This window comes from Halomonas sp. A3H3 (assembly GCF_000982975.1).
Taxonomy (GTDB): domain Bacteria; phylum Pseudomonadota; class Gammaproteobacteria; order Pseudomonadales; family Halomonadaceae; genus Vreelandella; species Vreelandella titanicae.
Genome location: NZ_HG423343.1, coordinates 78,983 through 103,761, shown reverse-complemented (window position 1 = coordinate 103,761; position 24,779 = coordinate 78,983). Strand labels below are relative to the sequence as shown.

The following is a 24,779-nucleotide window of genomic DNA, read 5'->3' as shown; positions in this document are numbered from 1 at the left end:
TTTATTGCGTTATACTGATGCCCGTTTTCAGCCTCCGCTTCAAGAGATCCGCTATGTACAACCTCGCTCGCTCGCTGTTTTTTCGCGTTGACCCAGAGACCTCTCACGGGATGGCCTTGAGCGCTCTGGATGCACTGCATCGGGTGGGTGGGGTAGCACGCCTGTTTGGTCAGCAGGTGAATGATCCTATCGAGCTGATGGGGCTGCGATTTGCCAATCGGGTGGGTCTTGCCGCTGGGTTGGACAAGAACGCCGACCACCTGGATGCCCTTGGCGCGTTGGGGTTTGGGTTTGTCGAAGTGGGTACCGTCACGCCTAAGCCGCAGCCAGGCAATCCTAAGCCTCGGCTATTTCGCTTAGCGCAGCATGAGGCGATCATCAACCGCTTTGGCTTTAACAACAAAGGGGTTGAGCACCTGATCCAGCAGGTCAAACAGCGCCACTACGGCGGCATTGTGGGCATTAATATTGGTAAAAACCTGACGACGTCAGTAGAACACGCGCTGGATGACTACTTGGTATGCTTAGACGCGGTGCACTCTTATGCGGATTACATTGCCGTTAACGTCTCTTCACCGAATACCCCTGGGCTGCGCAGCCTACAGTTCGGCGAACAGCTGGATGCGCTGTTGGGGCCGATTCGAGCACGAGCCTCAGAGCTCAATGACCAAACGGGCCGCAACGTACCATTGCTGATTAAGATAGCCCCGGATATGAGCGCTGAAGAAGTAGCCTTGATGGCAGAAAGTATTCAGCGCAATGCACTTGATGGCGTGATTGCCACCAATACAACGGTTTCCCGCGCGGGTGTAGAGGGTGACTCACAAGCGGAGGAGGCTGGAGGGCTCTCTGGGAAACCGGTCTTCGAGGCATCCAATCGCGTCATTCGCCAACTGCGTGAGCATCTACCATCGTTACCTATCATAGGTGTTGGTGGGATCGATAGTGCTGCTGCTGCTCAGGCCAAAATCGCGGCGGGAGCTGATTTAGTGCAACTCTACTCGGGGTTGATCTATCAAGGTCCTAAACTGGTCGGTGAATGCGCGAGGGCACTGAAAGCTAAAGGTTGAGCGCGAAGATGATTAGCGAAGCAGTGTGGGCATAAAGGGGCACTAAAAAGCCCACTTGAAAAAGTGGGCTCATTGAAAACCTCTCGCTTAAAATTTTTCTTTTAAAACCTTGAAAAATAAAACGTTAGGCCATGACTAAGGGATTTTTGTGGATGCCCGAGATGCCGGTCATCCCATCCCACTGGTCGCCGCGACCTTCACGCCAACCGCTCATCCAGTATTCGCGTAAATTGATATCTTGACTGGGGCAGTCGTCACGAGAACGACCCGATACACCCGCTTTGTAGCCGTGGACATAAGCCCGCTGGAAGCGATCACGTTTTTGCCGTTTCATTGGCTAACCTCTTTTCACGAAAGCCTTTGATAAGAAATAGGGTGTTATCGACTTATGTTATCAACAACAACCACTATTCCGAGAGCTTGCTTCAAGAGCGAGACGCCGCTTCAGCCCTGTTGTTTGGCACTCACGGGCGGAACGAGCCGAGCGGCAATCTCTTACAAAGAACACTTATACGCCATAGGTCTGGTCTTGAACCGACCCTGACAAGAAACGCATGCGTTTTTCAGTAGCTACTCTCTTATTGTTAGACCATGATGGGGTCATCTGTCGACTACCAATTTGTCATAAAACGTAAACTCATTTGTTATATACAGGAATATTGCGCCTTTACGCGCCGTTATTATCATGACCGAGTTGAATCAAAACGCCCCCTTGAGTCTGCTAGCCACTTGCCCGAAAGGCATTGAAGGCTTGCTTCACGATGAACTAGTGGCATTGGGCGCCACGCCGGGTAAAACCACTGTGGCGGGCGTCTATTTCACTGCCAGCCAAGCGATCGCTTATCGTGTCTGCCTGTGGTCGCGGTTAGCTAACCGGGTCATTTTGACCCTGGTACGCGAATCGATGATCGATACCGCTGAGCAAGTGCGCGATGTGGTTGCCCGTATTGCCTGGATGCAGCACCTGGCGCCGGGTAACACCTTGGCGGTCGATTTCCACGGCCGCAGCGAACATATTCGCCACACCCGTTTTGGTGCCCAGACCGTTAAGGACGGCGTAGTTGATGCCCTTCAACTGGCAGGGCAGGAACGTCCCAACGTTGATACTAAAACCCCACATTTGCGCATATACGCCCACCTCCACCGGATGAACCTGACTATTGGGTTGGATCTCTCTGGTGAAAGCCTGCACCGTCGCGGTTATCGCCGGGATGTAGGCCATGCGCCGCTAAAAGAGAATCTGGCCGCCGCGCTGCTGGTGCGCGCAGGCTGGCCTGAGCGCCTCAAAGCCGGTGAACCGCTGATTGATCCGCTTTGTGGTGCAGGCACGTTACTGATCGAAGCCGCCATGATGGCCGCTGATCAAGCACCTAACCTGAACCGCGAGCGGTTCGGCTTTCACGGCTGGGCAGGGCACGATGACGAAGCGTGGCGGGAACAGAAGCGTGAAGCCGAAGCGCGCGCGTCGATTGGTCGCAAGCGCTGCAAAGCCCAGCTATTAGGTTTCGACCAGAGTCCCGCGGCGCTTACGGCGGCGAAGTCCAATGCTATGCGGGCAGGCATCCCAGCCTTGATTACCCTGCATGGGCAGAGCCTTGCCCAGTTGACGCGTCCCGAAACACTGACTGCTGAGAGCGGCCTGCTGATCACCAATCCCCCTTACGGCGAGCGGCTGGGCGAGCTGCCCGAACTGGTGCGTCTCTACGCCCAGCTAGGTGATAAAGCCAAAGCGCTGTTTCCCGGCTGGACCCTGGCGGTGTTTACTGGCAACCCGGATTTAGGCCACCGGCTGGGTATGCGTGCGCACAAACAGTACGCACTCAAAAACGGTGCCCTGGAGGCCAAGCTGTTGCTTATGGAGATTGGTGGCGCCGAGCATCCGCCTGCCGCGAGCGATACAAAGCCCGTTCAGAACGAGAACAGTGCAGTAGCGACGCCTAGTGAAGAGGCTAGCGAAGAGCAAGCTGTTCACAAAAACCAAGACAATGCCCAGATGTTTGCCAATCGGCTGATCAAAAATCAGAAGCGCTTGAAGAAATGGCTGAAGCAGAGTGGTGAGACCAGCTATCGTGTGTATGATGCCGATATGCCCGAGTATGCACTAGCGGTAGATCGCTACGGTGACCGCGTGCACGTGCAAGAGTACGCGGCGCCCAGTTCGATCAATCCGGCTCAAGCGCAGAAGCGTTTGTACGATGCCTTGGAAGTCATGCCCGAGGCGCTTAACGTTGACGCCAGTAAAATCTATATCAAGCGCCGCGAGCGCCAAACCGGCAGCGCCCAGTATCAGAAGCGTGCCGCTAGTGGCGAGCGTTTTGAGGTGCAAGAGGGCAAGGCACGGCTCTGGATCAATCTGCGCGACTACCTGGATACCGGGTTATTCCTTGACCACCGCCCGGTACGTCGGATGCTGGGCGAAATGGCCAGCGGCAAGCGCTTTTTAAACCTGTTCTGTTACACCGCCACAGCAACGGTGCAGGCCGCCTTAGGCGGCGCCAGCGACAGTGTGAGCGTGGATATGTCCAACACCTACCTGGAGTGGGCCAAGGACAACTTTGCGCTGAATAAGCTCGATACACGACTGCACCGAGTGGTGCGCGACGACTGTTTCCGCTGGCTGGAAACCGCCAATGCTGAGTTTGACCTGATCTTTATGGATCCGCCGACGTTCTCTAACTCGAAGAAAATGCGTGATACCCTCGACGTGCAGCGTGATCATCCGCGGCTTGTGGAGCTCGCCATGGCGCGCTTGGCACCCGGTGGAACCTTGGTGTTTTCTAATAACCAGCGGCGCTTTAAACTCGATGAAGCGCTTAGCGAGCATTACGCTGTTGAGGATATCACCGGGCGTAGCTTCGACCCCGATTTCCAGCGGCGCACCAACCTGCACCACGTGTTTTTACTTCGTCATAAGGCGTCATAAGAGAGCTTTTGCATGATTCAGCTATCGCTTTACACAACGATGGGCTGCCACCTATGCAGCCAGTTAGAGGCTTTGGTGGCGGCACTAGCGAATCAAAAGGTGTGGCTGCACCACATCGAGATTAGCGACGACGACGCCCTGGTTGAGCGCTACGGCCTGCGGATACCGGTGCTGGTGGATGGTGACGGCAATGAGCTGGATCGTGGCTTTGAGCTGGAGCGATTAAGTGCATGGTTGCGCGAGCGCGGCTGGCTGGATGAAGACGCGCTGGCGGGGTTCACAGTACCGCCAGACACTACGCCGCCGAAAGGCGCCCATAAGCGTCATGGGCGGCGTTTCTTAGGTTAACAAGTGCGTGGTTAACAAGTGCATGGCTGGGTTCGAGTGGTTTACATCACGTCCAGTAGCGATAGTTGACGCATGGCTTCTTGGCCTTCGGGGGTATGGTCGGCCACTTCCAGCACCTTGCGAAAGCCTCGTGAGGACTGGATAGTGGTCTCGTCCTCCAGCCACATATGGGCTTGATCCAGCGTATCGGCTAGCTGATGTTTCAGACCGCCAAACTGAGTGCCGATTTGGCCCCAGGCGCGGCTGAAAATCCAGTCACCAAACATATCCTGGTGAATATGAACCAACACATAGTCATGGTTGGTTTCCCAGCGTACGATCACAACACTCTCCTTACTTAGCCTTTAAAAGATAGCCTTTAAACACGCCTGCCCATCCAGCCGTCGCGGGCGTATTGTAAAGCCCGGATACCCAAACGCCTATGAAACTTGTCGTCGACGCCAATATCCCCGCTGCCGAACGCTGTTTCGGCCATTTCGGTAAGCTCATCCGCGTGCCAGGGCGGGAGATAAACGCCGCCCACCTTCAGGACGCCGATGCGCTCATCGTGCGCTCCATTACCCAGGTCAACGATCAGTTGCTTGCCGATAGCCCCGTGCGCTTTGTTGGTACTTGCACCATCGGCACCGATCATATCGATCAGGCAGCGCTCGCTCAGCGCGATATTGCCTTCGCCAGTGCGCCAGGCTGCAACGCTGAAGCGGTGGTTGATTACGTACTAAGCGGCCTGCTAACGCTGGCGGAACGCGATGGCTGGGTACTTAGCGAGCGTACCGTGGGTATTGTGGGGGCGGGCAATGTCGGCAGCCGGCTGCAGGCGCGGCTAACCGCCATGGGCGTGGCAACACTGGCCTGTGACCCGCCCAAGGCAGCTGTAGAGAGGGCAGAAGAGGAGCCTGAGCAAGGCTTTCACTCCTTGGGCGCCCTGATCGAGCGCTGTGACGTGCTCTGCCTGCATACACCACTAACCCGTGAAGGCCCGCACGCGACTTATCAGCTACTCAACGCCCAGCGTATCGATGAGCTGGCGCCAGGTAGCGTAGTGCTGAATGCGGGGCGTGGGGACTGTGTGGATGGTTTAGCGCTGCGTAGTCGTCTTGCGGGCAAGGGCGATATCAGTGCCATACTGGATGTGTGGGAGGAAGAGCCCGATATTGACGCTGGCTTGCGTGATTTGGTCTCTCTGGCAACGCCGCATATTGCCGGGCATAGCCTAGATGGCAAGCTGCGCGGTACCTGGATGATTGAGCAGGCGCTAGCCCGCTACTGCGGCCAGTCAAGCGATCTCACGTTTGCTGATATTTGCCCGCCGCCTGCGCTGGCGTCCCTGCATCTGCAGCACGCACTTCCCCCGGAAGACGCCCTGCGGCTCTGTATGAGAGCGGTATATGACGTGCGTCGTGACCACGATGCTCTCCAGCGCCAAACGCTGAATTATGGAATGCGTAAAGGCTTTGATGACTGCCGCGCCAACTACCCGCTGCGGCGTGAATTCGCCACGCTCAATGTGCAGTTATCAGGGGAGGCGGTAGCGCTAGAGGGCATGCTGCGTGGGGCAGGGTTTGTAGTAACACTAGCTAAGTAGTGAAAAAAAGTAGTGAAAAACAGTAAGGCCCGCAGATGCGGGCCTTAAATGTATAAACAGCAGAGAAAACTTACTGACGATAAGCGGCTTCTTTTAACGCCCGGATGCGCTCATCCAGCGGCGGGTGGCTGGCAAATAGCTTTTCCACCAGCGAGCGTGTTTGGCCTTTGGTGATCGCCATGGCGCGCAGCGTATCCGGCATTTGGTCGGGCAGTTCGGTTTCGGTTTTCAAGCGTGCCAGGGCGCTGACCATCGCGTTGGTGCCCGCTAAGCGCGCACCGGCTTCGTCGGCGCGGTATTCGCGGTAGCGCGAGAACCAGGCGACGATAGCCGAGGCCAGAATACCAAACACAATTTCAGCGACCATGACCACCGCAAAGTAGCCCATAAAGCCCAGGCCGCCTTCGCCATCGCTGCGGCTGCGCAGGAAGTTATCGACTAGATGCGCCACGACCCGGGCAAAGAACATCACAAAGGTGTTCACCACGCCCTGAATCAGCGCCAGCGTTACCATATCGCCGTTAGCGACGTGACCAATTTCGTGAGCCAGTACTGCACGCACCTCTTCTGGACGCATGCGATTCATTAAGCCTGCCGAGACGGCTACCAGCGCATCGTCTTTGTTCCAACCCGTGGCAAAGGCGTTTGACTGCTGAGCCGGGAAAATACCCACTTCCGGGGTTTTGATACCCGCCTCGCGGGAGAGCTCAGCCACTGTGTCCAACAGCCACTGTTCGGTAGAGTTGGAGGGCGTTTCGATAATCACCGTGCCGGTGCTGCGTTTAGCCATCCATTTGGAGATAAACAGCGAGATAATGGAGCCCGCCATACCGAAAATAAAGCAGAAAATCAGCAGGCTGGTGAAGTTGATGCCCTGGCCGCGCAGGTAACCCTCTACGCCTAGCAGGCGCAGGGTAATGCTGGCGACCAGCAAGACCGCTATATTGGTGCCTAAAAACAGCAGAATTCGCATCATGGTGCAGGTTCTCCCCTAAAGTTCATCGAAGCATTACTAGATTAATGGCTTAGATACGTGCTGTTCATGGCAGTTTCAAGTCATGGCTATAAAAGCTACTGCCGATAGCGTGACAAGAAGTTGGCAAAACGGTCGAGTGCATCGCCTAATTGGTCGGCCCAGGGCAGCGTGACGATGCGCACATGATCCGGCTCTGGCCAGTTAAAGGCCGTGCCTTGTACCAGTAAGATTTTTTCCTGTAGCAGCAGATCCAGCACCATCTGCTGGTCGTCTTTGATATTGAAGACCTTGGGGTCGAGCCGTGGAAAGGCGTACAGCGCGCCTTTAGGTTTTACGCAGGAGACGCCGGGGATTGCGTTCAGTTTCTCCACCGTGATGTCTCGCTGGGCCAACAGCCGCCCGCCGGGCAGGATTAAATCATTGATCGACTGGTAGCCCCCCAGCGCGGTTTGAATCGCGTGCTGGGCGGGTACGTTGGCACACAGTCGCATAGAGGCCAGCATATTCAGCCCCTGGATATAGTCCTGAGCGTTTAGCTTGGCCAAGGTGCCGGAGATAGTCATCCAGCCCGAGCGAAAGCCTGCACAGCGATAGCTTTTGGAGAGACCGTTCATGGTGATGACCAGTTGGTCATCGTCCGCTAGTGCGCCCGTGGCAGTATGTTCGACGCCGTCATAAAGGATCTTGTCGTAGATTTCGTCTGAGAACACCACCAGGTTGTGCTGTTTGGCGATCGCCAATACCTCTTTCACCACGGCGGGTGGATACACCGCGCCGGTGGGGTTGTTGGGGTTGATCAGCACAATGGCACGTGTGTGGCTGGTGATCTTGGCGCGAATATCCGCTGTGTCAGGCGTCCAGTCCGCCTGCTCGTCGCATAGGTAGTGCACCGCGTGACCACCGGAAAGGTGGGCGGCGGCGGTCCAGAGCGGGTAGTCCGGCGCGGGAATGAGTACTTCATCGCCGTCGTTGAGCAGTGCCTGCATGGTCATCACGATCAGCTCAGAGACGCCGTTGCCGATGAAGATATCTTCGATACCTACGCCGGGAATCTGTTTGCGCTGGCACTCCTGCATAATCGCTTTACGGGCAGAGTAGAGGCCTTTGGAGTCGCAGTAGCCCTGGGCCGTGGGCAGGTTGCGCATCACATCCTGGAGAATCTCTTCCGGCGCCTCAAAACCAAAGGGCGCAGGGTTGCCAATGTTTAGTTTGAGAATTCGTTGACCTTCCTCTTCCAAGCGCTTGGCGTGGTCGAGTACCGGGCCGCGAATGTCGTAGCAGACATTGTGCAGCTTATGAGATTTCTTTAACGGTTGTGATTCGTGCGACTGCGGGGTATCCATGAGGTGTCTGTCCAAAAGTAGCTAGAGGCCCAAAAGTGTCCAAAAAGCATGAGTGACTAAAAACAGCGTCCACAAGCCATCGTCGGCTATAGAGCTATTAGGCCATTATGCGTCGGAAAGTGCTTGATTGTCTTCGTCGTTTTGCACGGGCGGCGGAGGAATGTCTGCCGGGGTTTCAAGCGTTAGCCTGCCCAGCTTGCCATCACGCAGTTCGTGAAGCAGCACTTCCGCGCCGCGGTGCAGATCAACGGCGCCGCCGGGACGCAGGCCGCCTCGGCGGGCAGCGATATCTTTTAAGATGGCGTTACCGTCGAAGCCAGCAATAGCGAGAAAGTCGGGCTTTTTCGGGCCATCCGCATCAATGTCATGGGGGATATCCGGCGCGGTGTAAGAGGGCAGCTCTTTGAGCTTATAACGCTCGGTGAGCGCTTCGGGGTAGCGTTTGGCCAGCTCTGCGCTGGTAACAATGGCTACATCGGCGTACTCGATAGCGGTATCGCGAATGGCGCCGGTGGCGGCAAGCCGATAGGCGCTGGCCTGGTCCTCAATCTTCGGCCACAGCACTCCCGGGGTGTCGGTGAGTGCCACACGCCCATCGATACGCACCTTTTGCTGGCGCTTGGTGACTGCTGGCTCGTTGCCGGTTTTAGCGATTTTTCGCCCGGCCAGGCCGTTAATCAGCGTGGATTTTCCCACGTTGGGAATACCCATCACCATCACGCGCACATCCCGGTCAGCACGAACGGCACCGGCCAGCTCATGGCACAGCTTGGGAATTTTCTTTAGCTCGCGGGTGTTGGTCGTCGTGACTGCCAAGGCACGCATATTCTCTTGGGCATCGAAATAAGCCACCCATTCGGCCGTTCGCTCCGGGTCAGCGAGATCTGCTCGGGAGAGAATTTTCAGCACCGGCTTATGGCGGGTTAGCTCGGCCAGCATTGGGTTGGCGCTGGAGTAGGGCAGACGCGCATCGAGTACCTCGATGACTACGTCAATTTCAGGCAGCACCTCCTTAATCTGGCGGCGGGCCTTGTTCATATGTCCGGGGAACCAGCCGAGCATGGGTTTCTCCTGCAAGTACAAAATAGCGGCACAAAAAAGCGGGCTGCCATTCTAGCAGATGGCGCCCGCCTTGCTGGGTTTCCTTGAGAGGATTTATCAGCGATTACTCGTCGGGGTGAAATTCCAACGACACTGAGTTAATGCAGTAGCGCAACCCAGTAGTCTCCGGTGGGCCGTCGGGGAACACATGGCCCAGATGAGCATCGCAGTGGGAACAAACTACCTCCGTGCGCTGCATGCCGTGAGTGGTATCCGTATGCTCCTCAACGCAGCGGCTACCCAGTGGCCGATCAAAGCTTGGCCAACCGCAGCCAGCATCGAATTTGTGCTCATTCTCAAACAGTGGCGCATGACAGCAGACGCAGTGGTAAATACCCTGCGCATCACGCACCTGATAATCGCCAGTGAATGGGCGTTCTGTGCCTTTCTCACGTGCTACGCGGTACTGCTCTGGGGTTAGCTGCTGTTGCCACTCGTCAGGGGATTTTTCTATTTTCGCCATGCTCTGTTCCTCTCCCTTATGCATTGCGCTTACATCGCTGAGGCCAAGTGTTGTTTGGACTCACTAGCCTAGTGACACCACTTGATCATCATGAGTTTCAGCATGGGCGATTATACATCGCTGTGCCAGTGTAAGCGCTATACGCTAGCCGCGCCGCCGTTACTGCGCGGGTCGTGGGCGCTCTCTATCAACCCATCCGGGTGGTACACAATACCGCCTGCATGGCCCATGGTGTCACTGAACGCCTCGGGCAGCACTTCCACATCGTGGCCTGCCGTTGCCAGAGCGGTGACTAGGGTGTCGTCAAAACGCGCTTCGAGTTTCAAGTTAGTGCTGGTTTCGCCCCAGGTGCGCCCCAGCAGCCAGCGGGGAGCCGTGATCGCCTGCTGTAGCGGCATGCCGTGCAGCGCATAGCGCGAAAATACCGCTGCCTGGGTTTGCGGCTGGCCTTCACCGCCCATGGTGCCGTAAACCATAGTGCGGCCATCGTTAAACTTGGCAAGCGCCGGGTTAAGAGTGTGGAAAGGTTTACGTCCAGGGGCTAAGCCGCGCAGGTCGTCGGGATTAAGCGAAAAGCTGATACCGCGGTTTTGCCATAGCACGCCGCTTTCTGGCAGCACCACGCCACTACCAAACTCCCAGTAGATGCTCTGAATAAAGCTCACCGAACGTCCTTCGCTATCCACGGTGCCCATCCAAATGGTATCGCCTGGCGCTGGTTCGTGGGGCCAGGGTAGGGCGTGCTGCGGGTCGATCTGAGCCGCTTCTAAGCCAATGTTCTCTTCACTGAGCAAATCTTGCAGCGGTGTTGGCGCACGGCCGGGGTCAGTGATGTTTTGGTCGCGCAGGATAAAGGCGCGTTTGGTGGCTTCAATCAGGCCATGCAGGTGGCCAAAACCATTGGGCTCGGCGGCTTTTAGGCGCTCGTAGATACCTAAAATCATTAACGAGGCCATGCCTTGGGTCGGTGCAGGCAGGTTATATAGCGTGGCATCCTGGAGCGTTACTTCCAGTGGCGTGACTTGCTGGGCGCGATAGGCGTGAAAGTCTGTCAGGCGCAGTGGGCTGCCCACTGCCTCTAAATCTTGCGCCATGCTGGCGGCCAGATCGCCGCGGTAGAAGTCATCTAACCCCGCTTCCGCCAAGCGCTTAAGTGTCGCAGCCAAGCGCGGCTGGCGCAGCCGCTCACCCTCACGCGGTACTTGACCGTTAAGCAGCAGGGTGTCACTAAAGCCTGGGCTTTGGGTTAAACGCTCAAGGTGTTTGGCGGTAAGCGCTTCCTGGCTCTGGGAGACCGCAATACCCCCCTCAGCATGATGAATGGCGTCAGCCAGTAGCGTGGTGAGAGGCAACTGCTTACCCCATGCTGACGCCACGTTCAGCGCTTCATGCCAGCCGCCAATGGTACCGGCCATGGTGAGGGCGGCTTTGGGGCCGCGCTCGGGAATCTGCGTTTCACCGGCGTAGAAGTCTGCGCTGGCAAGCCCCGCCGCAGGGCCGCAGGCGTCAATGGCAATGGGCGCTTTGCCCGGCTCATGAATGAGCCAGAAGCCATCGCCACCCAGGGCGTTCATATGCGGGTAGACCACCGCAATGGCAGCGGCGGCTGCGACCATGGCTTCCACCGCGTTACCACCCTGTTTAAGCACATCGCGCCCGGCACTGGCAGCTAGGTGATGAGGAGCGACGCAGCTGCCGCCGTAACCACGTTGGGTGTGGAGCATCTTTGAATCCTTGTTTTTAAGTAAATAATTATTAAGTAAATAGTTGTTAAATAAATGCTAGAGCAAGACGTTACCAGCCAATTGCTTCGGGCAACCAGGTAGCAATGCTGGGAAAGATAAATACCAGCGCGACGGCGACAAACTGTAAGCCGATAAACGGTAGGGCGCCTTTATAAATATCCAGCGTCGAGACTTCTTTAGGCGCTACACCCTTGAGGAAAAACAGCGACCAGCCAAAGGGTGGGGTAAGAAACGATGTTTGTAGCACTAGCCCCACCAGAATGCCCAGCCACACCATATCGACGCCCATCTGCACAAAGAAAGGTAAAAATAGCGGTAGGGCAATATAGCTGATCTCAATCCACTCCAGGAAGAAACCCAGTACAAACATCAGCAGCAGCATAAACAGCATCGCGCCTAATTCGCCACCGGGCACCCAGTCGAACATACGGGCCACCAAGTGCTCGCCGCCCAATCCGCGAAATGCCAGGCCAAATACCTGGGCGCTGATCAAAATAAAGAACACCATAGCTGAGATCACCAGCGTGGCCTTGGCAACTTCTTTGAGTAGCGCAAAGGTTAACCGCCCCGAGCAGGTCACAATTAGCAATGCTCCTAGCGCACCCATTGAGGCTGCTTCAGTAGGCGCGGCAATGCCGCCAATAATCGACCCTAATACCGCAAACACCAACCCCACTGGCGGGCCCACCACGGTAATCACCTTGCGTATCAGCTGACCCCGGCCCATTTCTGCTCGCTCCTTGGCAGGAATAGGCGGCATTAAGTTGGGGTAGAGCTTGGCGATCACCAGAATGGCAATAATATACACCGCCGCGAGAGTCAGTCCCGGCACCATGGCGGCGGCGAACATCGTACCGACCGATTCGCCCAGAATTTCCGCGAGCAGAATCAGCACCAGGCTGGGCGGAATAATCTGCCCCAAGGTGCCGGATGCGCAGATCATTCCGGTGGCCAGGGTTTTAGGGTAGCCGCGGCGTAGCAGCGTCGGTAGCGTGAGCAGGCCAAGGGTAACGATAGTGGCGCCCACGATGCCGGTGGCGGCGCCTAACAGCACGCCCACGAGGATGATCGCCACGCCCATGCCGCCTGAAATGCCGCCGAACAAGTGGCCGATGACATCGATCAACTCCTCTGCCAGCTTCGACTTCTCCAGCATCACCCCCATAAACACAAATAGCGGTATGGCCATAAAGGTGTAATTGGTCACTACGCCGTAAATACGTGATGGCAGCAGATTAAACAGCATTGGCCCAAAGCCAACGTAGCCAAAGAAAAAGGCCGTCGCCGCGATACTGATGCCTACCGGAATACCTATCAGCAGGAACACAAAAAAAGCCACGATCATGCCGATCGCGAGCCATTCATTGGGAGACATGCGTTATTCACCTCGTGTGGGTAGGGCGAAAGCCTGACGCAGCGCGTGGGCCAGCCCTTGCAGCGCGAGAAGGAGAAAACCGAATGGGATCAGAGATTTGAGAAGCCAGCGCAGAGGCAGGCCGCCGGGGTTGGGCGACGCCTCGCCGCGGGCGAACGACTGGGCGATCCAGGGCAGCGTCAGCCAGGCGATATACAGCCCCATCACCAGCAGCAAGAGTCCGCCGATCACTTCAATCACCCGTTGCAGGCCTACAGGGAAGCGCTCGTAGAAAACATCGACGCGCACCTGCTCGCCCATCAATAGCAAATACGACATGCCAAACAGTGCAATAGGTGAGATCAAGTGCCACTGCAGCTCCTGCAGCCATATCGCGCCAATGCTGAACACATAGCGCATCAATACGTCGCCAGCGACGAGTCCGACTAAAACCACGCAGGTCCAGGCGGCGATCCAGCCAAATAGCCGAACCACCGCCTCAACTCCGTGGACAAAAAATGCCACGGCGCGCATATCAGACTCCGATAATGTCGTTTAACCAGGCACGCTCACTGGCGCCCGCCCAGCGGTCATGATTGGCTTTAAACGCCATGTAGCTATCGTGCACTTTGCGTACCAGAGGGTCGGCGTTGGCCTCTGTTGCCAGGGTATCTTGAGTGGCTTCGTGCAGCGCATCGATAACGGGTGCGGGAAGCATGCTGGCAGTGACGCCCTCGTTCTCCACTAGATCTGTCATGGCTTCGCCATTGACCGCTTCAGACCAAGTCACACTCTCCAAGCAGGCGGCCATACAGGCGGTTTTGACAATCATCTGCAGATCTTCTGGCAGACTATCCCAGTGGGTTTTCGAGATAAGCAGTTCGCCCGTGGTCGAGGGTTCGTGCCAGCCTGTAGTGTGGTAGAACTTGGCGGCGTTATGCAGGCCCATGCGACGGTCTTGGAAGGGGCCTACGAATTCAGCTGCATCAATCACGCCACGCTCCAGCGCGGGGAAGATTTCACCACCGGGCAGTACACGGGCATCCACGCCAAGCGAAGAGTAAACCTGGCCCGCCAAGCCAGGAACGCGCATGCGCAGCCCGTTGAGCTGGCTAATATCCTCGATCGGTTCGCGGAACCAGCCGGTCATTTGCACGCCGGTATTGTTCAGCGGGAAGGCGACCATGCCGTAGGGCTCATACACTTCGTGCCAAAGCTCCAAGCCGCCGCCGTGGTAAAGCCACGCCATATGGCCCATAAAGCTCATACCAAATGGAACAGTAGTGAAGTACTGAGCGGCAAAGGTGGTGCCTGACCAGAAGTAACTATTGGCGGCATTCATCTCGATGGTGCCGCTTTGAACGGCTTCAAAGCCTTCAAAGGCTGGGATCAGCTCGCCGGATGAAAAATGCTGAATATTGAGTCGTCCGCCGGACATGGCGTTGATTTTGGCGATCACGTCAGTGGGGCTGCCAGGGCCTTCCACGTAAAAGGGCGAGCCGGGCGGGTAAGCATTGGTCATACGCCAGTTGAAGCTCTCAGCGGACTGCGCACGGGCGATAGACGGGGCGCCCAATACAAGGCCTGCCGTGGAGGAGACGGCAGCTGTGGTGAGAAACTTGCGACGGGATAAGGACATAGCACACCTCATTAATGGTGGAATTGGTCAGCCTGGGAACACAATGAGGTAGCAAGGGGTGTGCCATAAAAATCGATTTTATTTTAAATAAAAGATTTTTAAGGGTTTTGTCGGTCTCTAATGAAAAGGTTAAGTATAAGAAAAATAAACATTTGCACCGTTATGGCGCCTAATGAGTGCCCAGGGCACCCTCGGTGTGCATACTGACTTCGCAAAAGTTGGACGTAGAGGGTAGGTGATTGAAAGCGGGTCAGTTAGTTTGGTGAAGGCAGGGTGCTTGACAGCTCAATAAGGTCTGAGTAACATACGCGCCACCTCGACGAGGCAATGCAACGTCCCATTCGTCTAGTGGTCTAGGACACCGCCCTTTCACGGCGGTAACAGGGGTTCGAACCCCCTATGGGACGCCATCTAGTATGTTGTTTGCGTTGCGGGAATAGCTCAGTGGTAGAGCATCGCCTTGCCAAGGCGAGGGTCGGGAGTTCGAATCTCCTTTCCCGCTCCATGTAGACAGTCACAAGACGGTAGGTAAGGGTCGGGAGCTGGAACGCCAGCCCGGTCGAATCTCCTTCCCGCTCCAAGCGCTTCCTAGTTTTCATTTGGTTATCTCTCTTTATTCCTGATGCGCTAGCTACTTGCTGGGCGTCATTCTTTGCGTGCCTGACGGTTGGTGTTCTTAATCACCTTGAAAAAAGTCGTTTGCGCCCTAATGTTTCTCCTTCTCTTCTTATTTTGCTGACAGGACATGTTCATGGCCGAACCGGCATTGTCGATCCGTGGCCTTACCAAAGTGTATGGCAACGGCTTTCAGGCGCTCAAAGGTATTGATCTCGACGTCCAGCAGGGCGATTTTTTTGCTTTGTTGGGTCCCAATGGCGCCGGTAAATCCACCACCTTGGGGGTGGTCTGCTCGCTGGTGCAAAAGACGGCGGGCAAGGTCTCCATATTCGGCATTGATGTGGATAAAGACTTCGCTAAAGCCAAGTACCAGCTAGGCGTAGTGCCTCAAGAGTTCAACTTCAATCAATTTGAGAAAGTGCTCGATATCGTACTGGCCCAGGCAGGTTACTACGGCATGACCAGTCGCGAGGCTTTGCCCCGCGCTAAACAGCTGCTGACCGATCTGGGCCTATGGGAGAAGCGCAACGGCAGCGCGCGCATGCTGTCAGGTGGCATGAAGCGCCGCCTGATGATCGCTCGAGCGCTGATGCATCGCCCCAAGCTGCTGATTCTGGATGAGCCAACCGCCGGGGTGGATATCGAACTGCGGCGCAGTATGTGGGAGTACATGCGACGAATTAACCAAGACGAAGGCACCACCATCATCCTGACGACGCACTACCTGGAAGAGGCTGAGAGCCTGTGCCGTAATGTGGCGATTATCAATAATGGCGACATTGTGCGGAACACTAGCGTGCGAGGCCTGCTGGCTGAGCTGAATACCGAGACCTTCCTAATTGATACCTCCGAAGCCATTACAGACATACCCAAGATAGACGGGTTTGAGATAAAACAGCTGGAGTCTACTCAGCTATCACTCGTGGTGCATCGCGGGCAACGTTTAAACGATGTCTTCAAGGCATTGAGTGAGCAGGGCATCCAGGTGGTTTCCATGCGTAATCGTGCCAACCGCTTAGAGGAGATGTTTGTGTCGATGGTGGAAGGCAGTGGGCTAGGGGCGATAGACCAGCGCGTTGAGAAGACGGAGGAACGCGTATGAATGCTACGCAAACATTGATTGCCCTGTGGACGCTGGTGCTAAAAGAGATCAAACGTTTCACCCGCATTTGGCCACAAACGCTGCTGCCTCCCTCTATCACCATGGCGATGTACTTTATTATCTTCGGCAACCTAATCGGTTCGCGGATTGGTGACATGGACGGCTTCAGCTACATGGACTTTATTGTCCCGGGGCTGATCATGATGTCGGTGATTACCAACAGCTACTCCAACGTGGCGTCGAGTTTTTTCTCCAATAAGTTTCAGCGTTCGATCGAAGAGATGATGGTCTCGCCCATGCCCAATTGGGTGATACTGGCTGGCTTTATTTTAGGCGGAATGGCGCGAGGCCTGGGCGTGGGGTTAATTGTCACAATCGTTTCGCTGTTCTTTACCCGTCTAACCATGGAGCATCCGCTGCTCACGGTATTGGTCGTAGTGCTGACGTCTGCGCTGTTCTCTATTGGCGGATTTATTAATGCGTTACTGGCCAATAAGTTCGACGATATTTCTATCGTGCCGACGTTTATCCTTACGCCGCTGACCTATTTGGGCGGAGTGTTTTACTCTATCTCAATGTTGCCTGACTTCTGGCAGGGCGTTTCCATGCTCAATCCAATTTTGTACATGGTCAACGTTTTCCGTTATGGCTTCTTAGGTGTTTCGGATATTCCCGTTGGCTGGGCGCTCGCTGCCATTTTTGCCTTTATCATTATGCTGTTTGGCATTGCACTGGCGATGCTGGAACGCGGCAAAGGTATTCGCAGCTAGACGCATCAATCCGATTGAGAAGAGAGAGCTTTTATACAATGGCACACCGCCCAGACACTTTAGCGCACGCGCCGTTAGGCCGCGATTCCGCTTACCCTGAGCAGTATGACGCGGGGCTGTTATATCCTATTCCCCGCGTGGCTAATCGAGAGCCGCTGGGGATTGAAGAGGGAACTCTGCCGTTTGTGGGGGAAGATGAGTGGCACGCCTTTGAAGTCTCCTGGCTGAACAGCCGCGGTAAGCCTATTGTGGCCGTGGCGCGCTTTCGCTTGCCAGCAGCCTCACCCAATCTGATTGAGTCCAAATCCTGGAAGCTCTACCTCAATAGCTTCAACCAAACCCGTTTCTATAGTCGTCAGGAAGTGATGGAAACGCTGGCCAATGACCTCTCCTTAGCGGCGGGGGCTGAAGTGAGTGTCGAGCTGTTTGATGTGGATGCGCCAGAGCTTTCGCCACAGCACTTACCGGGCGAATGCTTGGACGATTTAGATATCGCAGTAAGCGACTATACGCCTAGCAGTGATCACCTGTCGGTAGGGGAAGAGATTGTCGAGGAGACACTCTACTCCCATCTGCTGAAATCCAACTGCCCCGTTACCGGTCAGCCAGACTGGGGCAGCGTGCTGATTCGTTATAAAGGCCCGAAAATAGACCGCGAAGGGCTGCTGCGTTACCTGATTGGATTTCGCCAGCACCAGGATTTTCACGAGCACTGCGTTGAGCATATCTTCTGCGATTTAATGGCCCAGGCAAAGCCTACGCAGCTGCTGGTACTGGCGCGCTATGTGCGGCGCGGCGGGTTGGATATCAGTCCCTGGCGCGCAACCCCAGGGTTAACGCCCCCCACGCCACTGCGCCTAGCAAGGCAGTAAGCGGCAATGTTATAAATGACAATGCTATAAATGACGGTGCTAAAGTAGCCTCACACAATTGGACTTGGAGTCATCAATGGACGCACTCACGCTGCTTCACGAGCGTAGCTCAATGGGCAAGCTGATGGAGCCAGCGCCCAGCGGCGAACAGCTCAGCGCCATTTATCAGGCCGCGCTACGTGCCCCGGATCATAAAGAGCTGCGCCCCTGGCGCTTTATCGAGTTTAGCGGGGAAGGGCGAGAACGCTTGGGCGAGCTATTCGCCGAGGCGGAGTTTCAGGAAGATCCTAGCGCCGATGACGAAACGCTCAACTCGGCGCGCAAAAAGCCGCTGCGGGCGCCGATGATTATCGCCGTGATCGCCAAGGTCACGCCCAAACTTGAAAAAGTACCCAAAATGGAGCAGGTGATCTCCGCCGGGTGCGCCGCCCACGGCATACTGCTAGCCGCCCACGCCCTAGGGTTGGGAGCAATGTGGCGCAGCGGCAAGTACGCTTTCGACCCCGTAGTTCGCAAAGGGCTGAATCTGGATGAAGATGACGAAGTCGTCGCGTTTATCTACCTGGGCACCCTGGGGGGGCGCCATAAACCGGTACCACAGCATGATGTTGCTGACTTCGTGGAGCGTTGGGACTAGCGATGAGTCTCCCTCGTCAGCCAGGCATCCCTCATCCACGATTGCCATTGCCAAAAGGCCAGCCGGAAAATCTGGCCGTTTTTCAGCAGTGGCTGAGCGATGCCATACCCATGGTGGGCGCGTTAGGTATTAGCGAAATGACGCGTCAGGGTGATTCACTAGCCTGGCAGTTAGCGCTGGAGCCCAACCTTAACGATAAGGGCACGGGCTTTGGTGGCGCACTGACGGCGCAGACGACGCTACAAGGCTGGTGCTGGGTAACGCTATGGCTACGTGAGCGGGGCATTGCGCGGGATGTCGTGGTTGCCGAGGCTAGCCAGCGTTTTCTGGCGCCGGTAACCAGTGACTACCGCCTGATATGCACGCCAGCAGTGCCAGAAGGCCCTACTCAGCTTGCCAACAAGCTCGCTGAGCGAGGAAAAGGCCGCTTAGCGCTAACCCAGCAGCTCTATTGTGGCGAGACGCTCTGCCTGGAAGCCAACGGCAGCTACGCTGTATTGTCTGAACGATAACCGGGGTATGCCACTAACCTAAAGGTTCGTCAGCCGGAAAAGGCTTGCTATTTCGAGGCTTAGCCAATAGTATATGCGCCGTTCTGTCGCGAAAGGTTCAGCCTTTCAACAGCGCCAAAACGCGGAGGGGTGTCCGAGTGGTCGAAGGAGCACGCCTGGAAAGTGTGTAAGCCGCAAGGCTTCGAGGGTTCGAATCCCTCCCCCTCCGCCACAGAATTTTAAAGGGAATCAAGTATTTAGCTTGATTCCCTTTTTCGTTTCTGGCCTTTGGGAGCGGTTTTGGGAACAATCCTGGGAATACTACAGGTCTAACTGCTTCTCGATGAGCGCTGGAATGTCAGGGCCGTCGCTGCGAATCCACTTGCCGTAGCGGCGCTGGATCATTGTGATCGTGGCGTGGCCAACGTGGTTGGAGATCCAGTGCAGCGGCACCACTCCCAATGAGAGCAGCTGGCTTATGAACGTGTGCCGGCACTGGTTGGGGCCGCGGTAGCGAACGCCGGCGTTTTTTAGGTGGGTTTTCCAGAAGCGCTCACGGATAGCGTTCTCGTAGAAGGGTGAGTTAGCCCAACTGGTCACCATGGCGATATTGACCTTCTGTGGTGTTTGTTAGCTTACAGCTAAAAAATTTCTATATTTATTCTCTATTAGCTATAATGCTAGTAATGAAGACGATCACTTACCGTAAAAGTGCACTAAAGGTGCTGCAGCGAATGCCGCGGCCTGAGTCGAAGCGCATACAAGGTAAAATCAAGGCCTACGCGGAAGACCCGGAAAGCCAACGCAATAATGTGAAGGCGTTGAAGGGGAGCGATTATATTCGCCTGCGGGTAGGCGACTGGCGGGTGATCATCGACGAGCGTGGCGATGTGTTGGACATCATTAACATCGGTGCCCGTGGTGCTATTTATCAATAAAGCATCAATAATGCACCCGGCAATTAACAGGAGGCGGCATGAGTGCACCTCAGATTATTCAAACGCCCACTGGCGAGCGGCTGGTGGTACTGCCCGAGCAGGAGTACCACGCATTGCTTGCGCGGTTGGAAGACCAGGACGATATCGACGCTGCCAACGCGGTTGTGGCGCGTGGTGAAGAGTCATTTCCCGCGGCGGTTGTGGATGCGCTGCTGGACGGCGTGGCACCCGTGAAGGTGTACCGTGAATACCGTGGCCTACGCGCAGGTGAACTGGCGGAAAAAGCAGGGATTAGCCAGGGGTACCTCTCCGAAATAGAGTCAGGAAAAAAGAGCGGCTCGTTGAGTGTGCTGACCCGCATTGCGGCTGCGTTGGATGTGGAGTTGAGAGATATTACCTAACCGCCACAGAATTTTTAAGGCCGTCAAGCAATTAGCTCGACGGCCTTTTTTGTTTTTGGCTCTCAGGGGTTGTCTTGGGAAAAATAAAGAAAGCTGTTTAAAAAGGCAGCACTCCTCCGAAGCCAATACCCAGCACGGCAACGATAACCACAACGATAACGACGATAGTGGTAGTAGACATATTCTCTTCCTTTGAGTAGTGAGCGTTGCTATAGCGTAGTCGCGAAAGCGCTATTTCGCACGTAGGCGACAACGACTGCACTGCGGTTTCCTCACGACGGAATGAGGGAACCAGCATGCGTCAGCGGGAGTAGGGCAGGTAGGGGGCTGCTGGGCTTGGCGCCGTGCTTACCTGACTTGCTGTTGTTCTTTTAGGCAGTTAAGCAGCAACTGACGGATTTCTTCATGTTCCTCCGAATCGCTGCGCCATATGCAGTGCGACTGATGTCGTGTCGTTGAATCGGTCAGAGGGAGAAAGCTCACATTGGAAAAACCGGCTTTGGCAAGTGATTTGGGAACTAAAGCAACCCCCATCGCATTAGCTACTAGAGCAAGAATGGTCAACCAGTGGGAGACTTCGTGGCAGATATGGGGTTTAACATCTGCGTGGTGAAACAGGCCGATGATCCTGTCGTAATAGTGAGGGGCAAGGTCGCGACCAAACAGGATGATAGGCTCATTGGCTAATTCCTTGACTGCCAACTCGCGTCGGCCTGCCAGATGGTGATGCGCTGGCAAGCAGCACAGGAAGGGTTCGTCCGACAGGATGACCGACTCGATTCCCTCGGGTAACGGCATCGAATGGATGAAGCCGATATCGAGCTGCTCCTGCATCACTGCTTCTACTTGATCTGCCGAGTTGCGTTCGATCAATTGTATTTCGATGCCGGGATAGCGGGATTGCAGGCGTTTGAGCAGTTCCGGAAGGCCGCGAAAGAGCATGGCGGGCGTAAACCCAACACGCACCAGGCCGGTGGCGCTTGAGGCAATGCGCTGCACCAGCGTTTGCGAGTCTTCTAGCTGCTCGAGAATCCGGCGTGCCTGGCGCTGGAAGGCTTCTCCGGCGGGCGTGAGGGTAACGCGTTTGCTATTGCGCAGCAGCAGCTTGACCTTTAGCTCCTCTTCCAGTTGACGCAGGCTGGCACTTAGTGGTGGTTGAGAAATATGCAGGCGCTGCGCTGCTTTGCCGAAATGTAGTTCCTCCGAGAGCACCAGAAAGTAACGCAGCTGTCGAAATGTCAGCGCCATTGGCTTCGTTCCTTATCGTTTCTTGTTCTTCAATCATACATAAAACTGAATCAATGGATCCTAAAACAGTATTGGAGACGGTCTCCGTACCCGCCTAATGTGACGATAAAACATATAATAAGTCCAAGAGGTACGCCGTTGTGAATGAAATGATACACCGCAATATCCCCGATTCCTGGGGGCAGAACAGTTACCATAACGATCCCACCCTTTCCCAGCTTTTGGATATCTATTTGCCGACGGCGCTACGTCAGCACTTGGAACACCACTTCAACGAGATGGGAGCCCTTGCTGGCGGTGAACTGGAAGCGCTGGCCATCGAGGCTGACAAGCACCCGCCTGAACTTGCCCTGCGCAGCCGAAATGGCACCGAGCGTCAGCAGATCCTCAAACATCCAGCCTATCAACGCCTGGAAGCGTATGCCTATGGGCAGTTCGGGCTGGCGGCCATGTCGCACCGCGGTGGAGTGCTTGACTGGTCGGAACCCATGCCACCGGTAGTGAAGTACGCGCTGACGTACCTGTTCGTGCAGGCAGAGTTTGGCCTTTGCTGCCCGCTTAGCATGACCGATGCACTGACTCGCACGTTGCGCAAGTTTGGCGACGAAGCGTTGGTGAACCGCTACCTGGAAGCGTTGACCTCACAGGATATGGATCTGGCCTATCAGGGAGCCATGTTCATGACCGAGCAGGATGCAGGCTCTGATGTTGGAGCGATTACCACGGAAGCGAGGCAGGAAGAGGGCAAGTGGCGCCTTTATGGCGACAAATGGTTTTGCTCTAACCCTGATGCCGCGCTGGCGATGGTATTGGCGCGCCCCGAGCAGGGGGAGCGGGGCACTCGCGGTCTCACGCTGTTCCTGCTGCCCCGGTATCTGGAAAATGGTGATCTTAACCATTACCGCATCGTACGCCTGAAAGACAAGCTGGGTACTCGCTCCATGGCGAGCGGTGAGATCCTGCTCGAAGGCGCCGAAGCTTATGTGGTGGGAGAGCCGGGGCAGGGCTTCAAGCAGATGACGGACATGATCAACATGTCTCGTCTCTCGAACGGGGTGCGGTCGGCGGGGCTAATGCGTCGCTCACTCAACGAGGCGCTTTTCATTGCCCGCCATCGGCAGGCGTTCGGTAGCCAGCTCATCGAGCTGCCGCTTATGCAGCGTCAGCTCAGCAAGATGATGCTCACTGCCGAGCAGGGGCGCACGATGGTCTTCCACACGGCAGAGTGCCTGCGGCGTGCCGATGCGGGGGATACCCAGTCAGCCAAGCTCTTGCGCATCCTGACACCCATGATCAAGTTCCGCACCACGCGGGATGCACGCAAGGTGGCTGGGGATGGCATGGAAGTACGTGGTGGATGTGGCTACATCGAGGAGTGGTCGGATGCCCGCGTGCTGCGTGATGCCCACCTTGGCTCAATATGGGAAGGCACCAGCAATATCGTTGCCCTGGATGTTTTTCGGGCGATTCGGCGTGAACAGACCTTGCCGGTACTGGCTGACTACTTGCACCAACAGTTGCATGCGTCCGCCATTGAGAATCACGAGCGCCACCTGTTGCAGGTGCTCCTCGACAAGGCAGTAGAGAGCGCGAATGCACTGGCAGAGGATCCTGCCTGCGAGCACGACGCGCGGCGGATCGCCAGCAGTCTCTACCACATTACCTCCGCCATTCTTATGGCCTGGGAGGCGTCCCGGATCACGGGAGACAGGCGGCGATTGGCACTCGCCTGGCTGGTGGTACGCCACAAGCTACTCCCTCCCGATCCGCTATCGGTCAGTCGAGCGTCGCCGGAAGCGCTGGCGATGCTGCTCAGCGAAACGCCGATGACCGACGAACAGGTCTCTGCGGTGGTAAATACTCAAGCACTGGCGCGTTCCCACGGGCTGGAGGTGGGTCATGGTTAAACCCAATGGCGCACTGAGCGGAATCAGGGTGATTGATCTTAGCCGTGTGCTGGGAGGCCCGTACTGTACCCAGGTGCTGGGTGACTACGGTGCGGATGTGATCAAGATCGAGCCTCCCGGGGGGGATGAAACCCGCGGCTGGGGGCCTCCTTTCGAAGGTGATGCAGCTTCCTATTTCCACGGCTTGAACCGCAGCAAGCGCGGGATGGCGCTGGATCTTCGCCATCCTGACGGCAAGGCTCTGCTACTACAACTGCTGGAGGGCGCCGATGTGCTGGTGGAAAACTTCAAGCCGGGAACCCTGGAAAAGTGGGGACTGAGCTATGACATTCTCAGCGCGCGCTTTCCTCGTCTGATCCAATGCCGAATCAGTGGGTTTGGTGCTGATGGTCCGATGGGCGGTTTGCCTGGCTATGACGCCATCATCCAGGCAATGGCGGGACTGATGAGTGTCAACGGTGAGAAACAGGGGGAGCCACTGCGAGTGGGGCTACCCATTGTCGATATCGTGACCGGCCTGAATGCCGTCATCGGTATCACCTTGGCTCTCCATGAGCGTACGCGCAGCGGGCTTGGACAGTTTGTCGAAACAGCACTGTTCGACTCCGGGCTCTCCTTGATGCATCCCCACTTTCCCAACGTATTCTACGGTGGGCCGCCGCCGCGCCGCACGGGAAATGAACATCCCAATATTGCCCCTTATGAGGTCTACCGGACGGCGACACAGCCGATTTTTCTGGCGGTTGGCAATAATGTGCAGTTCGCGCGCTTATGCGAGTTGCTCGAATGCCACGACGTTAGCCAGGATGAACGCTTTGCAACCAATGGTGCCCGCCTGGGTAACCGCGATGCACTGCGTAATGTGCTGGAGAGTGCCATGGCCAGGTGGGAAGGGGATAAGCTCGCCGACCGGTTGATGCGCATCGGCGTTCCCTGCGGGCCCGTACTCGATACCACGCAAGCGCTGGCGCATCCGCATACCCAGCACCGCGATATGATCGTCAATATCGGCCATTACAAGGGCACAGGCTCGCCGATCAAGCTAGCCCGTACGCCCTCACGCTATGAAACGCCACCGCCACGCTTTGCCGAACATACCGACGCAATCCTTCATGAAGCAGGATTGACCGTGCAACAAATAGAACACCTTAGAGCGAAAGGCGTGCTGCCGGATGTGCCGGTGGCATGAAGCCTTTTGCACAACACGATGTACTCCATTGCCCAATCCTAAGGGCTGAAAAATAAGCA

The 24,779-nt window shown here is 56.1% G+C and carries 26 protein-coding genes and 3 tRNA genes; 16 read left to right on the top strand and 13 right to left on the bottom strand.

Features of this window, described 5'->3' with window-relative positions; genetic code table 11:
* Positions 1–53: 53 nt before the first annotated feature.
* Positions 54–1,070, top strand: a complete 1,017-nt coding sequence (locus HALA3H3_RS00425) for a quinone-dependent dihydroorotate dehydrogenase (RefSeq protein ID WP_022520416.1) — start codon at positions 54–56, stop codon at positions 1,068–1,070.
* Between the two features lie 124 nt (positions 1,071–1,194).
* On the opposite strand, the gene rmf is transcribed toward HALA3H3_RS00425, so the two are convergent.
* Positions 1,195–1,404 carry a ribosome modulation factor gene (gene rmf / locus HALA3H3_RS00420; protein WP_007111057.1) on the bottom strand — a complete coding sequence of 70 codons (210 nt, stop codon included), beginning with the start codon at positions 1,402–1,404 and terminating at the stop codon, positions 1,195–1,197.
* A 351-nt stretch (positions 1,405–1,755) separates the two neighbouring features.
* Between rmf and rlmKL the strand changes: the two genes are divergently transcribed.
* Positions 1,756–3,993: a bifunctional 23S rRNA (guanine(2069)-N(7))-methyltransferase RlmK/23S rRNA (guanine(2445)-N(2))-methyltransferase RlmL gene (rlmKL, locus tag HALA3H3_RS00415; protein WP_022520415.1), complete on the top strand. Its 2,238-nt coding sequence runs from the start codon at positions 1,756–1,758 to the stop codon at positions 3,991–3,993.
* A 12-nt stretch (positions 3,994–4,005) separates the two neighbouring features.
* Positions 4,006–4,341 (top strand): glutaredoxin family protein, encoded by a 336-nt coding sequence (locus HALA3H3_RS00410; RefSeq protein WP_022520414.1) that lies wholly within the window; start codon positions 4,006–4,008, stop codon positions 4,339–4,341.
* A gap of 41 nt (positions 4,342–4,382) precedes the next feature.
* Here HALA3H3_RS00410 and HALA3H3_RS00405 read toward each other — a convergent pair whose 3' ends face one another.
* On the bottom strand, positions 4,383–4,664 hold the full coding sequence (locus HALA3H3_RS00405; RefSeq protein WP_022520413.1) for a hypothetical protein: 282 nt from the start codon (positions 4,662–4,664) through the stop codon (positions 4,383–4,385).
* A 98-nt stretch (positions 4,665–4,762) separates the two neighbouring features.
* Here HALA3H3_RS00405 and pdxB point away from each other — a divergent pair, with 98 nt between their 5' ends.
* On the top strand, positions 4,763–5,926 hold the full coding sequence (gene pdxB / locus HALA3H3_RS00400; RefSeq protein ID WP_022520412.1) for a 4-phosphoerythronate dehydrogenase PdxB: 1,164 nt from the start codon (positions 4,763–4,765) through the stop codon (positions 5,924–5,926).
* A gap of 70 nt (positions 5,927–5,996) precedes the next feature.
* Here the strand turns inward: pdxB and htpX are convergent, their stop codons facing one another.
* From htpX to HALA3H3_RS00360, 8 genes are all read right to left on the bottom strand, one after another.
* On the bottom strand, positions 5,997–6,902 hold the full coding sequence (gene htpX / locus HALA3H3_RS00395; protein ID WP_022520411.1) for a protease HtpX: 906 nt from the start codon (positions 6,900–6,902) through the stop codon (positions 5,997–5,999).
* Between the two features lie 95 nt (positions 6,903–6,997).
* Complete coding sequence (locus tag HALA3H3_RS00390; protein ID WP_022520410.1) at positions 6,998–8,245, bottom strand: pyridoxal phosphate-dependent aminotransferase; 1,248 nt, start codon at positions 8,243–8,245, stop codon at positions 6,998–7,000.
* Positions 8,246–8,350: 105 nt separating this feature from the next.
* The gene (gene ylqF, locus HALA3H3_RS00385; RefSeq protein WP_022520409.1) at positions 8,351–9,307 is read right to left on the bottom strand and encodes a ribosome biogenesis GTPase YlqF; all 957 of its coding nucleotides are present in this window, start codon (positions 9,305–9,307) and stop codon (positions 8,351–8,353) included.
* Positions 9,308–9,410: 103 nt separating this feature from the next.
* Entirely contained in the window at positions 9,411–9,809 is a 399-nt protein-coding gene (msrB, locus tag HALA3H3_RS00380) for a peptide-methionine (R)-S-oxide reductase MsrB (RefSeq protein WP_022520408.1), read from the bottom strand.
* 137 nt (positions 9,810–9,946) lie between these two features.
* Positions 9,947–11,533 (bottom strand): gamma-glutamyltransferase family protein, encoded by a 1,587-nt coding sequence (locus HALA3H3_RS00375; RefSeq protein ID WP_022520407.1) that lies wholly within the window; start codon positions 11,531–11,533, stop codon positions 9,947–9,949.
* 70 nt (positions 11,534–11,603) lie between these two features.
* Positions 11,604–12,929, bottom strand: coding sequence for a TRAP transporter large permease (locus tag HALA3H3_RS00370; RefSeq protein WP_022520406.1), 1,326 nt, complete (start codon positions 12,927–12,929; stop codon positions 11,604–11,606).
* 3 nt (positions 12,930–12,932) lie between these two features.
* Positions 12,933–13,442 (bottom strand): TRAP transporter small permease subunit, encoded by a 510-nt coding sequence (locus HALA3H3_RS00365; protein ID WP_009288055.1) that lies wholly within the window; start codon positions 13,440–13,442, stop codon positions 12,933–12,935.
* A gap of 1 nt (position 13,443) precedes the next feature.
* Positions 13,444–14,547: a TRAP transporter substrate-binding protein gene (locus HALA3H3_RS00360; RefSeq protein WP_022520405.1), complete on the bottom strand. Its 1,104-nt coding sequence runs from the start codon at positions 14,545–14,547 to the stop codon at positions 13,444–13,446.
* 334 nt (positions 14,548–14,881) lie between these two features.
* Here HALA3H3_RS00360 and HALA3H3_RS00355 point away from each other — a divergent pair.
* The 8 genes from HALA3H3_RS00355 (at position 14,882) to HALA3H3_RS00320 (ending at position 19,269) form a co-directional block, all read left to right on the top strand.
* Positions 14,882–14,957, top strand: a tRNA-Glu gene (locus HALA3H3_RS00355).
* A 20-nt stretch (positions 14,958–14,977) separates the two neighbouring features.
* Positions 14,978–15,052: transfer RNA gene (locus HALA3H3_RS00350), tRNA-Gly, on the top strand.
* 246 nt (positions 15,053–15,298) lie between these two features.
* Positions 15,299–16,267 carry an ABC transporter ATP-binding protein gene (locus tag HALA3H3_RS00345; protein WP_022520404.1) on the top strand — a complete coding sequence of 323 codons (969 nt, stop codon included), beginning with the start codon at positions 15,299–15,301 and terminating at the stop codon, positions 16,265–16,267.
* The gene (locus tag HALA3H3_RS00340; protein WP_022520403.1) at positions 16,264–17,037 is read left to right on the top strand and encodes an ABC transporter permease; all 774 of its coding nucleotides are present in this window, start codon (positions 16,264–16,266) and stop codon (positions 17,035–17,037) included. Before HALA3H3_RS00345 ends, HALA3H3_RS00340 begins: the two co-directional genes overlap by 4 nt.
* 38 nt (positions 17,038–17,075) lie before the next feature.
* Positions 17,076–17,909 carry an NADPH-dependent 7-cyano-7-deazaguanine reductase QueF gene (gene queF, locus HALA3H3_RS00335; RefSeq protein WP_022520402.1) on the top strand — a complete coding sequence of 278 codons (834 nt, stop codon included), beginning with the start codon at positions 17,076–17,078 and terminating at the stop codon, positions 17,907–17,909.
* Positions 17,910–17,985: 76 nt separating this feature from the next.
* Positions 17,986–18,546: a nitroreductase family protein gene (locus HALA3H3_RS00330; RefSeq protein WP_022520401.1), complete on the top strand. Its 561-nt coding sequence runs from the start codon at positions 17,986–17,988 to the stop codon at positions 18,544–18,546.
* A 2-nt stretch (positions 18,547–18,548) separates the two neighbouring features.
* A complete protein-coding gene (locus HALA3H3_RS00325; RefSeq protein ID WP_022520400.1) occupies positions 18,549–19,058 on the top strand; it encodes a YiiD C-terminal domain-containing protein in 510 nt (169 codons plus the stop codon).
* Positions 19,059–19,181: 123 nt separating this feature from the next.
* Positions 19,182–19,269 (top strand) — tRNA-Ser (locus tag HALA3H3_RS00320).
* Between the two features lie 89 nt (positions 19,270–19,358).
* On the opposite strand, the gene HALA3H3_RS00315 is transcribed toward HALA3H3_RS00320, so the two are convergent.
* On the bottom strand, positions 19,359–19,640 hold the full coding sequence (locus HALA3H3_RS00315; protein WP_022520399.1) for a site-specific integrase: 282 nt from the start codon (positions 19,638–19,640) through the stop codon (positions 19,359–19,361).
* A gap of 83 nt (positions 19,641–19,723) precedes the next feature.
* Between HALA3H3_RS00315 and HALA3H3_RS00310 the strand changes: the two genes are divergently transcribed.
* Positions 19,724–19,975, top strand: coding sequence for a type II toxin-antitoxin system RelE family toxin (locus HALA3H3_RS00310; RefSeq protein ID WP_027959641.1), 252 nt, complete (start codon positions 19,724–19,726; stop codon positions 19,973–19,975).
* 38 nt (positions 19,976–20,013) lie between these two features.
* Positions 20,014–20,376, top strand: a complete 363-nt coding sequence (locus HALA3H3_RS00305; RefSeq protein WP_022520397.1) for a helix-turn-helix domain-containing protein — start codon at positions 20,014–20,016, stop codon at positions 20,374–20,376.
* Between the two features lie 97 nt (positions 20,377–20,473).
* Here the strand turns inward: HALA3H3_RS00305 and HALA3H3_RS26865 are convergent, their stop codons facing one another.
* Positions 20,474–20,638, bottom strand: coding sequence for a hypothetical protein (locus HALA3H3_RS26865; protein WP_158414232.1), 165 nt, complete (start codon positions 20,636–20,638; stop codon positions 20,474–20,476).
* 86 nt (positions 20,639–20,724) lie between these two features.
* On the bottom strand, positions 20,725–21,624 hold the full coding sequence (locus HALA3H3_RS00300) for a LysR family transcriptional regulator (protein ID WP_022520395.1): 900 nt from the start codon (positions 21,622–21,624) through the stop codon (positions 20,725–20,727).
* Positions 21,625–21,773: 149 nt separating this feature from the next.
* On the opposite strand from HALA3H3_RS00300, the gene HALA3H3_RS00295 reads away from it, so the two are divergent.
* Together HALA3H3_RS00295 and HALA3H3_RS00290 are read left to right on the top strand one after the other, a co-directional pair.
* Positions 21,774–23,531 (top strand): acyl-CoA dehydrogenase family protein, encoded by a 1,758-nt coding sequence (locus tag HALA3H3_RS00295; RefSeq protein ID WP_082116904.1) that lies wholly within the window; start codon positions 21,774–21,776, stop codon positions 23,529–23,531.
* Entirely contained in the window at positions 23,524–24,720 is a 1,197-nt protein-coding gene (locus HALA3H3_RS00290) for a CaiB/BaiF CoA transferase family protein (protein WP_022520393.1), read from the top strand. Before HALA3H3_RS00295 ends, HALA3H3_RS00290 begins: the two co-directional genes overlap by 8 nt.
* The last annotated feature ends 59 nt before the right edge of the window (positions 24,721–24,779 follow it).

Coding starts and splice junctions, on each gene's coding strand:
- HALA3H3_RS00425 (WP_022520416.1), top strand. CDS start 54: ATGTACAACCTCGCTCGCTCGCTGTTTTTTCGCGTTGACCCAGAGACC.
- rmf (WP_007111057.1), bottom strand. CDS start 1,404: ATGAAACGGCAAAAACGTGATCGCTTCCAGCGGGCTTATGTCCACGGC.
- rlmKL (WP_022520415.1), top strand. CDS start 1,756: ATGACCGAGTTGAATCAAAACGCCCCCTTGAGTCTGCTAGCCACTTGC.
- HALA3H3_RS00410 (WP_022520414.1), top strand. CDS start 4,006: ATGATTCAGCTATCGCTTTACACAACGATGGGCTGCCACCTATGCAGC.
- pdxB (WP_022520412.1), top strand. CDS start 4,763: ATGAAACTTGTCGTCGACGCCAATATCCCCGCTGCCGAACGCTGTTTC.
- htpX (WP_022520411.1), bottom strand. CDS start 6,902: ATGATGCGAATTCTGCTGTTTTTAGGCACCAATATAGCGGTCTTGCTG.
- HALA3H3_RS00390 (WP_022520410.1), bottom strand. CDS start 8,245: ATGGATACCCCGCAGTCGCACGAATCACAACCGTTAAAGAAATCTCAT.
- ylqF (WP_022520409.1), bottom strand. CDS start 9,307: ATGCTCGGCTGGTTCCCCGGACATATGAACAAGGCCCGCCGCCAGATT.
- msrB (WP_022520408.1), bottom strand. CDS start 9,809: ATGGCGAAAATAGAAAAATCCCCTGACGAGTGGCAACAGCAGCTAACC.
- HALA3H3_RS00375 (WP_022520407.1), bottom strand. CDS start 11,533: ATGCTCCACACCCAACGTGGTTACGGCGGCAGCTGCGTCGCTCCTCAT.
- HALA3H3_RS00370 (WP_022520406.1), bottom strand. CDS start 12,929: ATGTCTCCCAATGAATGGCTCGCGATCGGCATGATCGTGGCTTTTTTT.
- HALA3H3_RS00365 (WP_009288055.1), bottom strand. CDS start 13,442: ATGCGCGCCGTGGCATTTTTTGTCCACGGAGTTGAGGCGGTGGTTCGG.
- HALA3H3_RS00360 (WP_022520405.1), bottom strand. CDS start 14,547: ATGTCCTTATCCCGTCGCAAGTTTCTCACCACAGCTGCCGTCTCCTCC.
- HALA3H3_RS00345 (WP_022520404.1), top strand. CDS start 15,299: ATGGCCGAACCGGCATTGTCGATCCGTGGCCTTACCAAAGTGTATGGC.
- HALA3H3_RS00340 (WP_022520403.1), top strand. CDS start 16,264: ATGAATGCTACGCAAACATTGATTGCCCTGTGGACGCTGGTGCTAAAA.
- queF (WP_022520402.1), top strand. CDS start 17,076: ATGGCACACCGCCCAGACACTTTAGCGCACGCGCCGTTAGGCCGCGAT.
- HALA3H3_RS00330 (WP_022520401.1), top strand. CDS start 17,986: ATGGACGCACTCACGCTGCTTCACGAGCGTAGCTCAATGGGCAAGCTG.
- HALA3H3_RS00325 (WP_022520400.1), top strand. CDS start 18,549: ATGAGTCTCCCTCGTCAGCCAGGCATCCCTCATCCACGATTGCCATTG.
- HALA3H3_RS00315 (WP_022520399.1), bottom strand. CDS start 19,640: ATGGTGACCAGTTGGGCTAACTCACCCTTCTACGAGAACGCTATCCGT.
- HALA3H3_RS00310 (WP_027959641.1), top strand. CDS start 19,724: ATGAAGACGATCACTTACCGTAAAAGTGCACTAAAGGTGCTGCAGCGA.
- HALA3H3_RS00305 (WP_022520397.1), top strand. CDS start 20,014: ATGAGTGCACCTCAGATTATTCAAACGCCCACTGGCGAGCGGCTGGTG.
- HALA3H3_RS00300 (WP_022520395.1), bottom strand. CDS start 21,624: ATGGCGCTGACATTTCGACAGCTGCGTTACTTTCTGGTGCTCTCGGAG.
- HALA3H3_RS00295 (WP_082116904.1), top strand. CDS start 21,774: ATGATACACCGCAATATCCCCGATTCCTGGGGGCAGAACAGTTACCAT.
- HALA3H3_RS00290 (WP_022520393.1), top strand. CDS start 23,524: ATGGTTAAACCCAATGGCGCACTGAGCGGAATCAGGGTGATTGATCTT.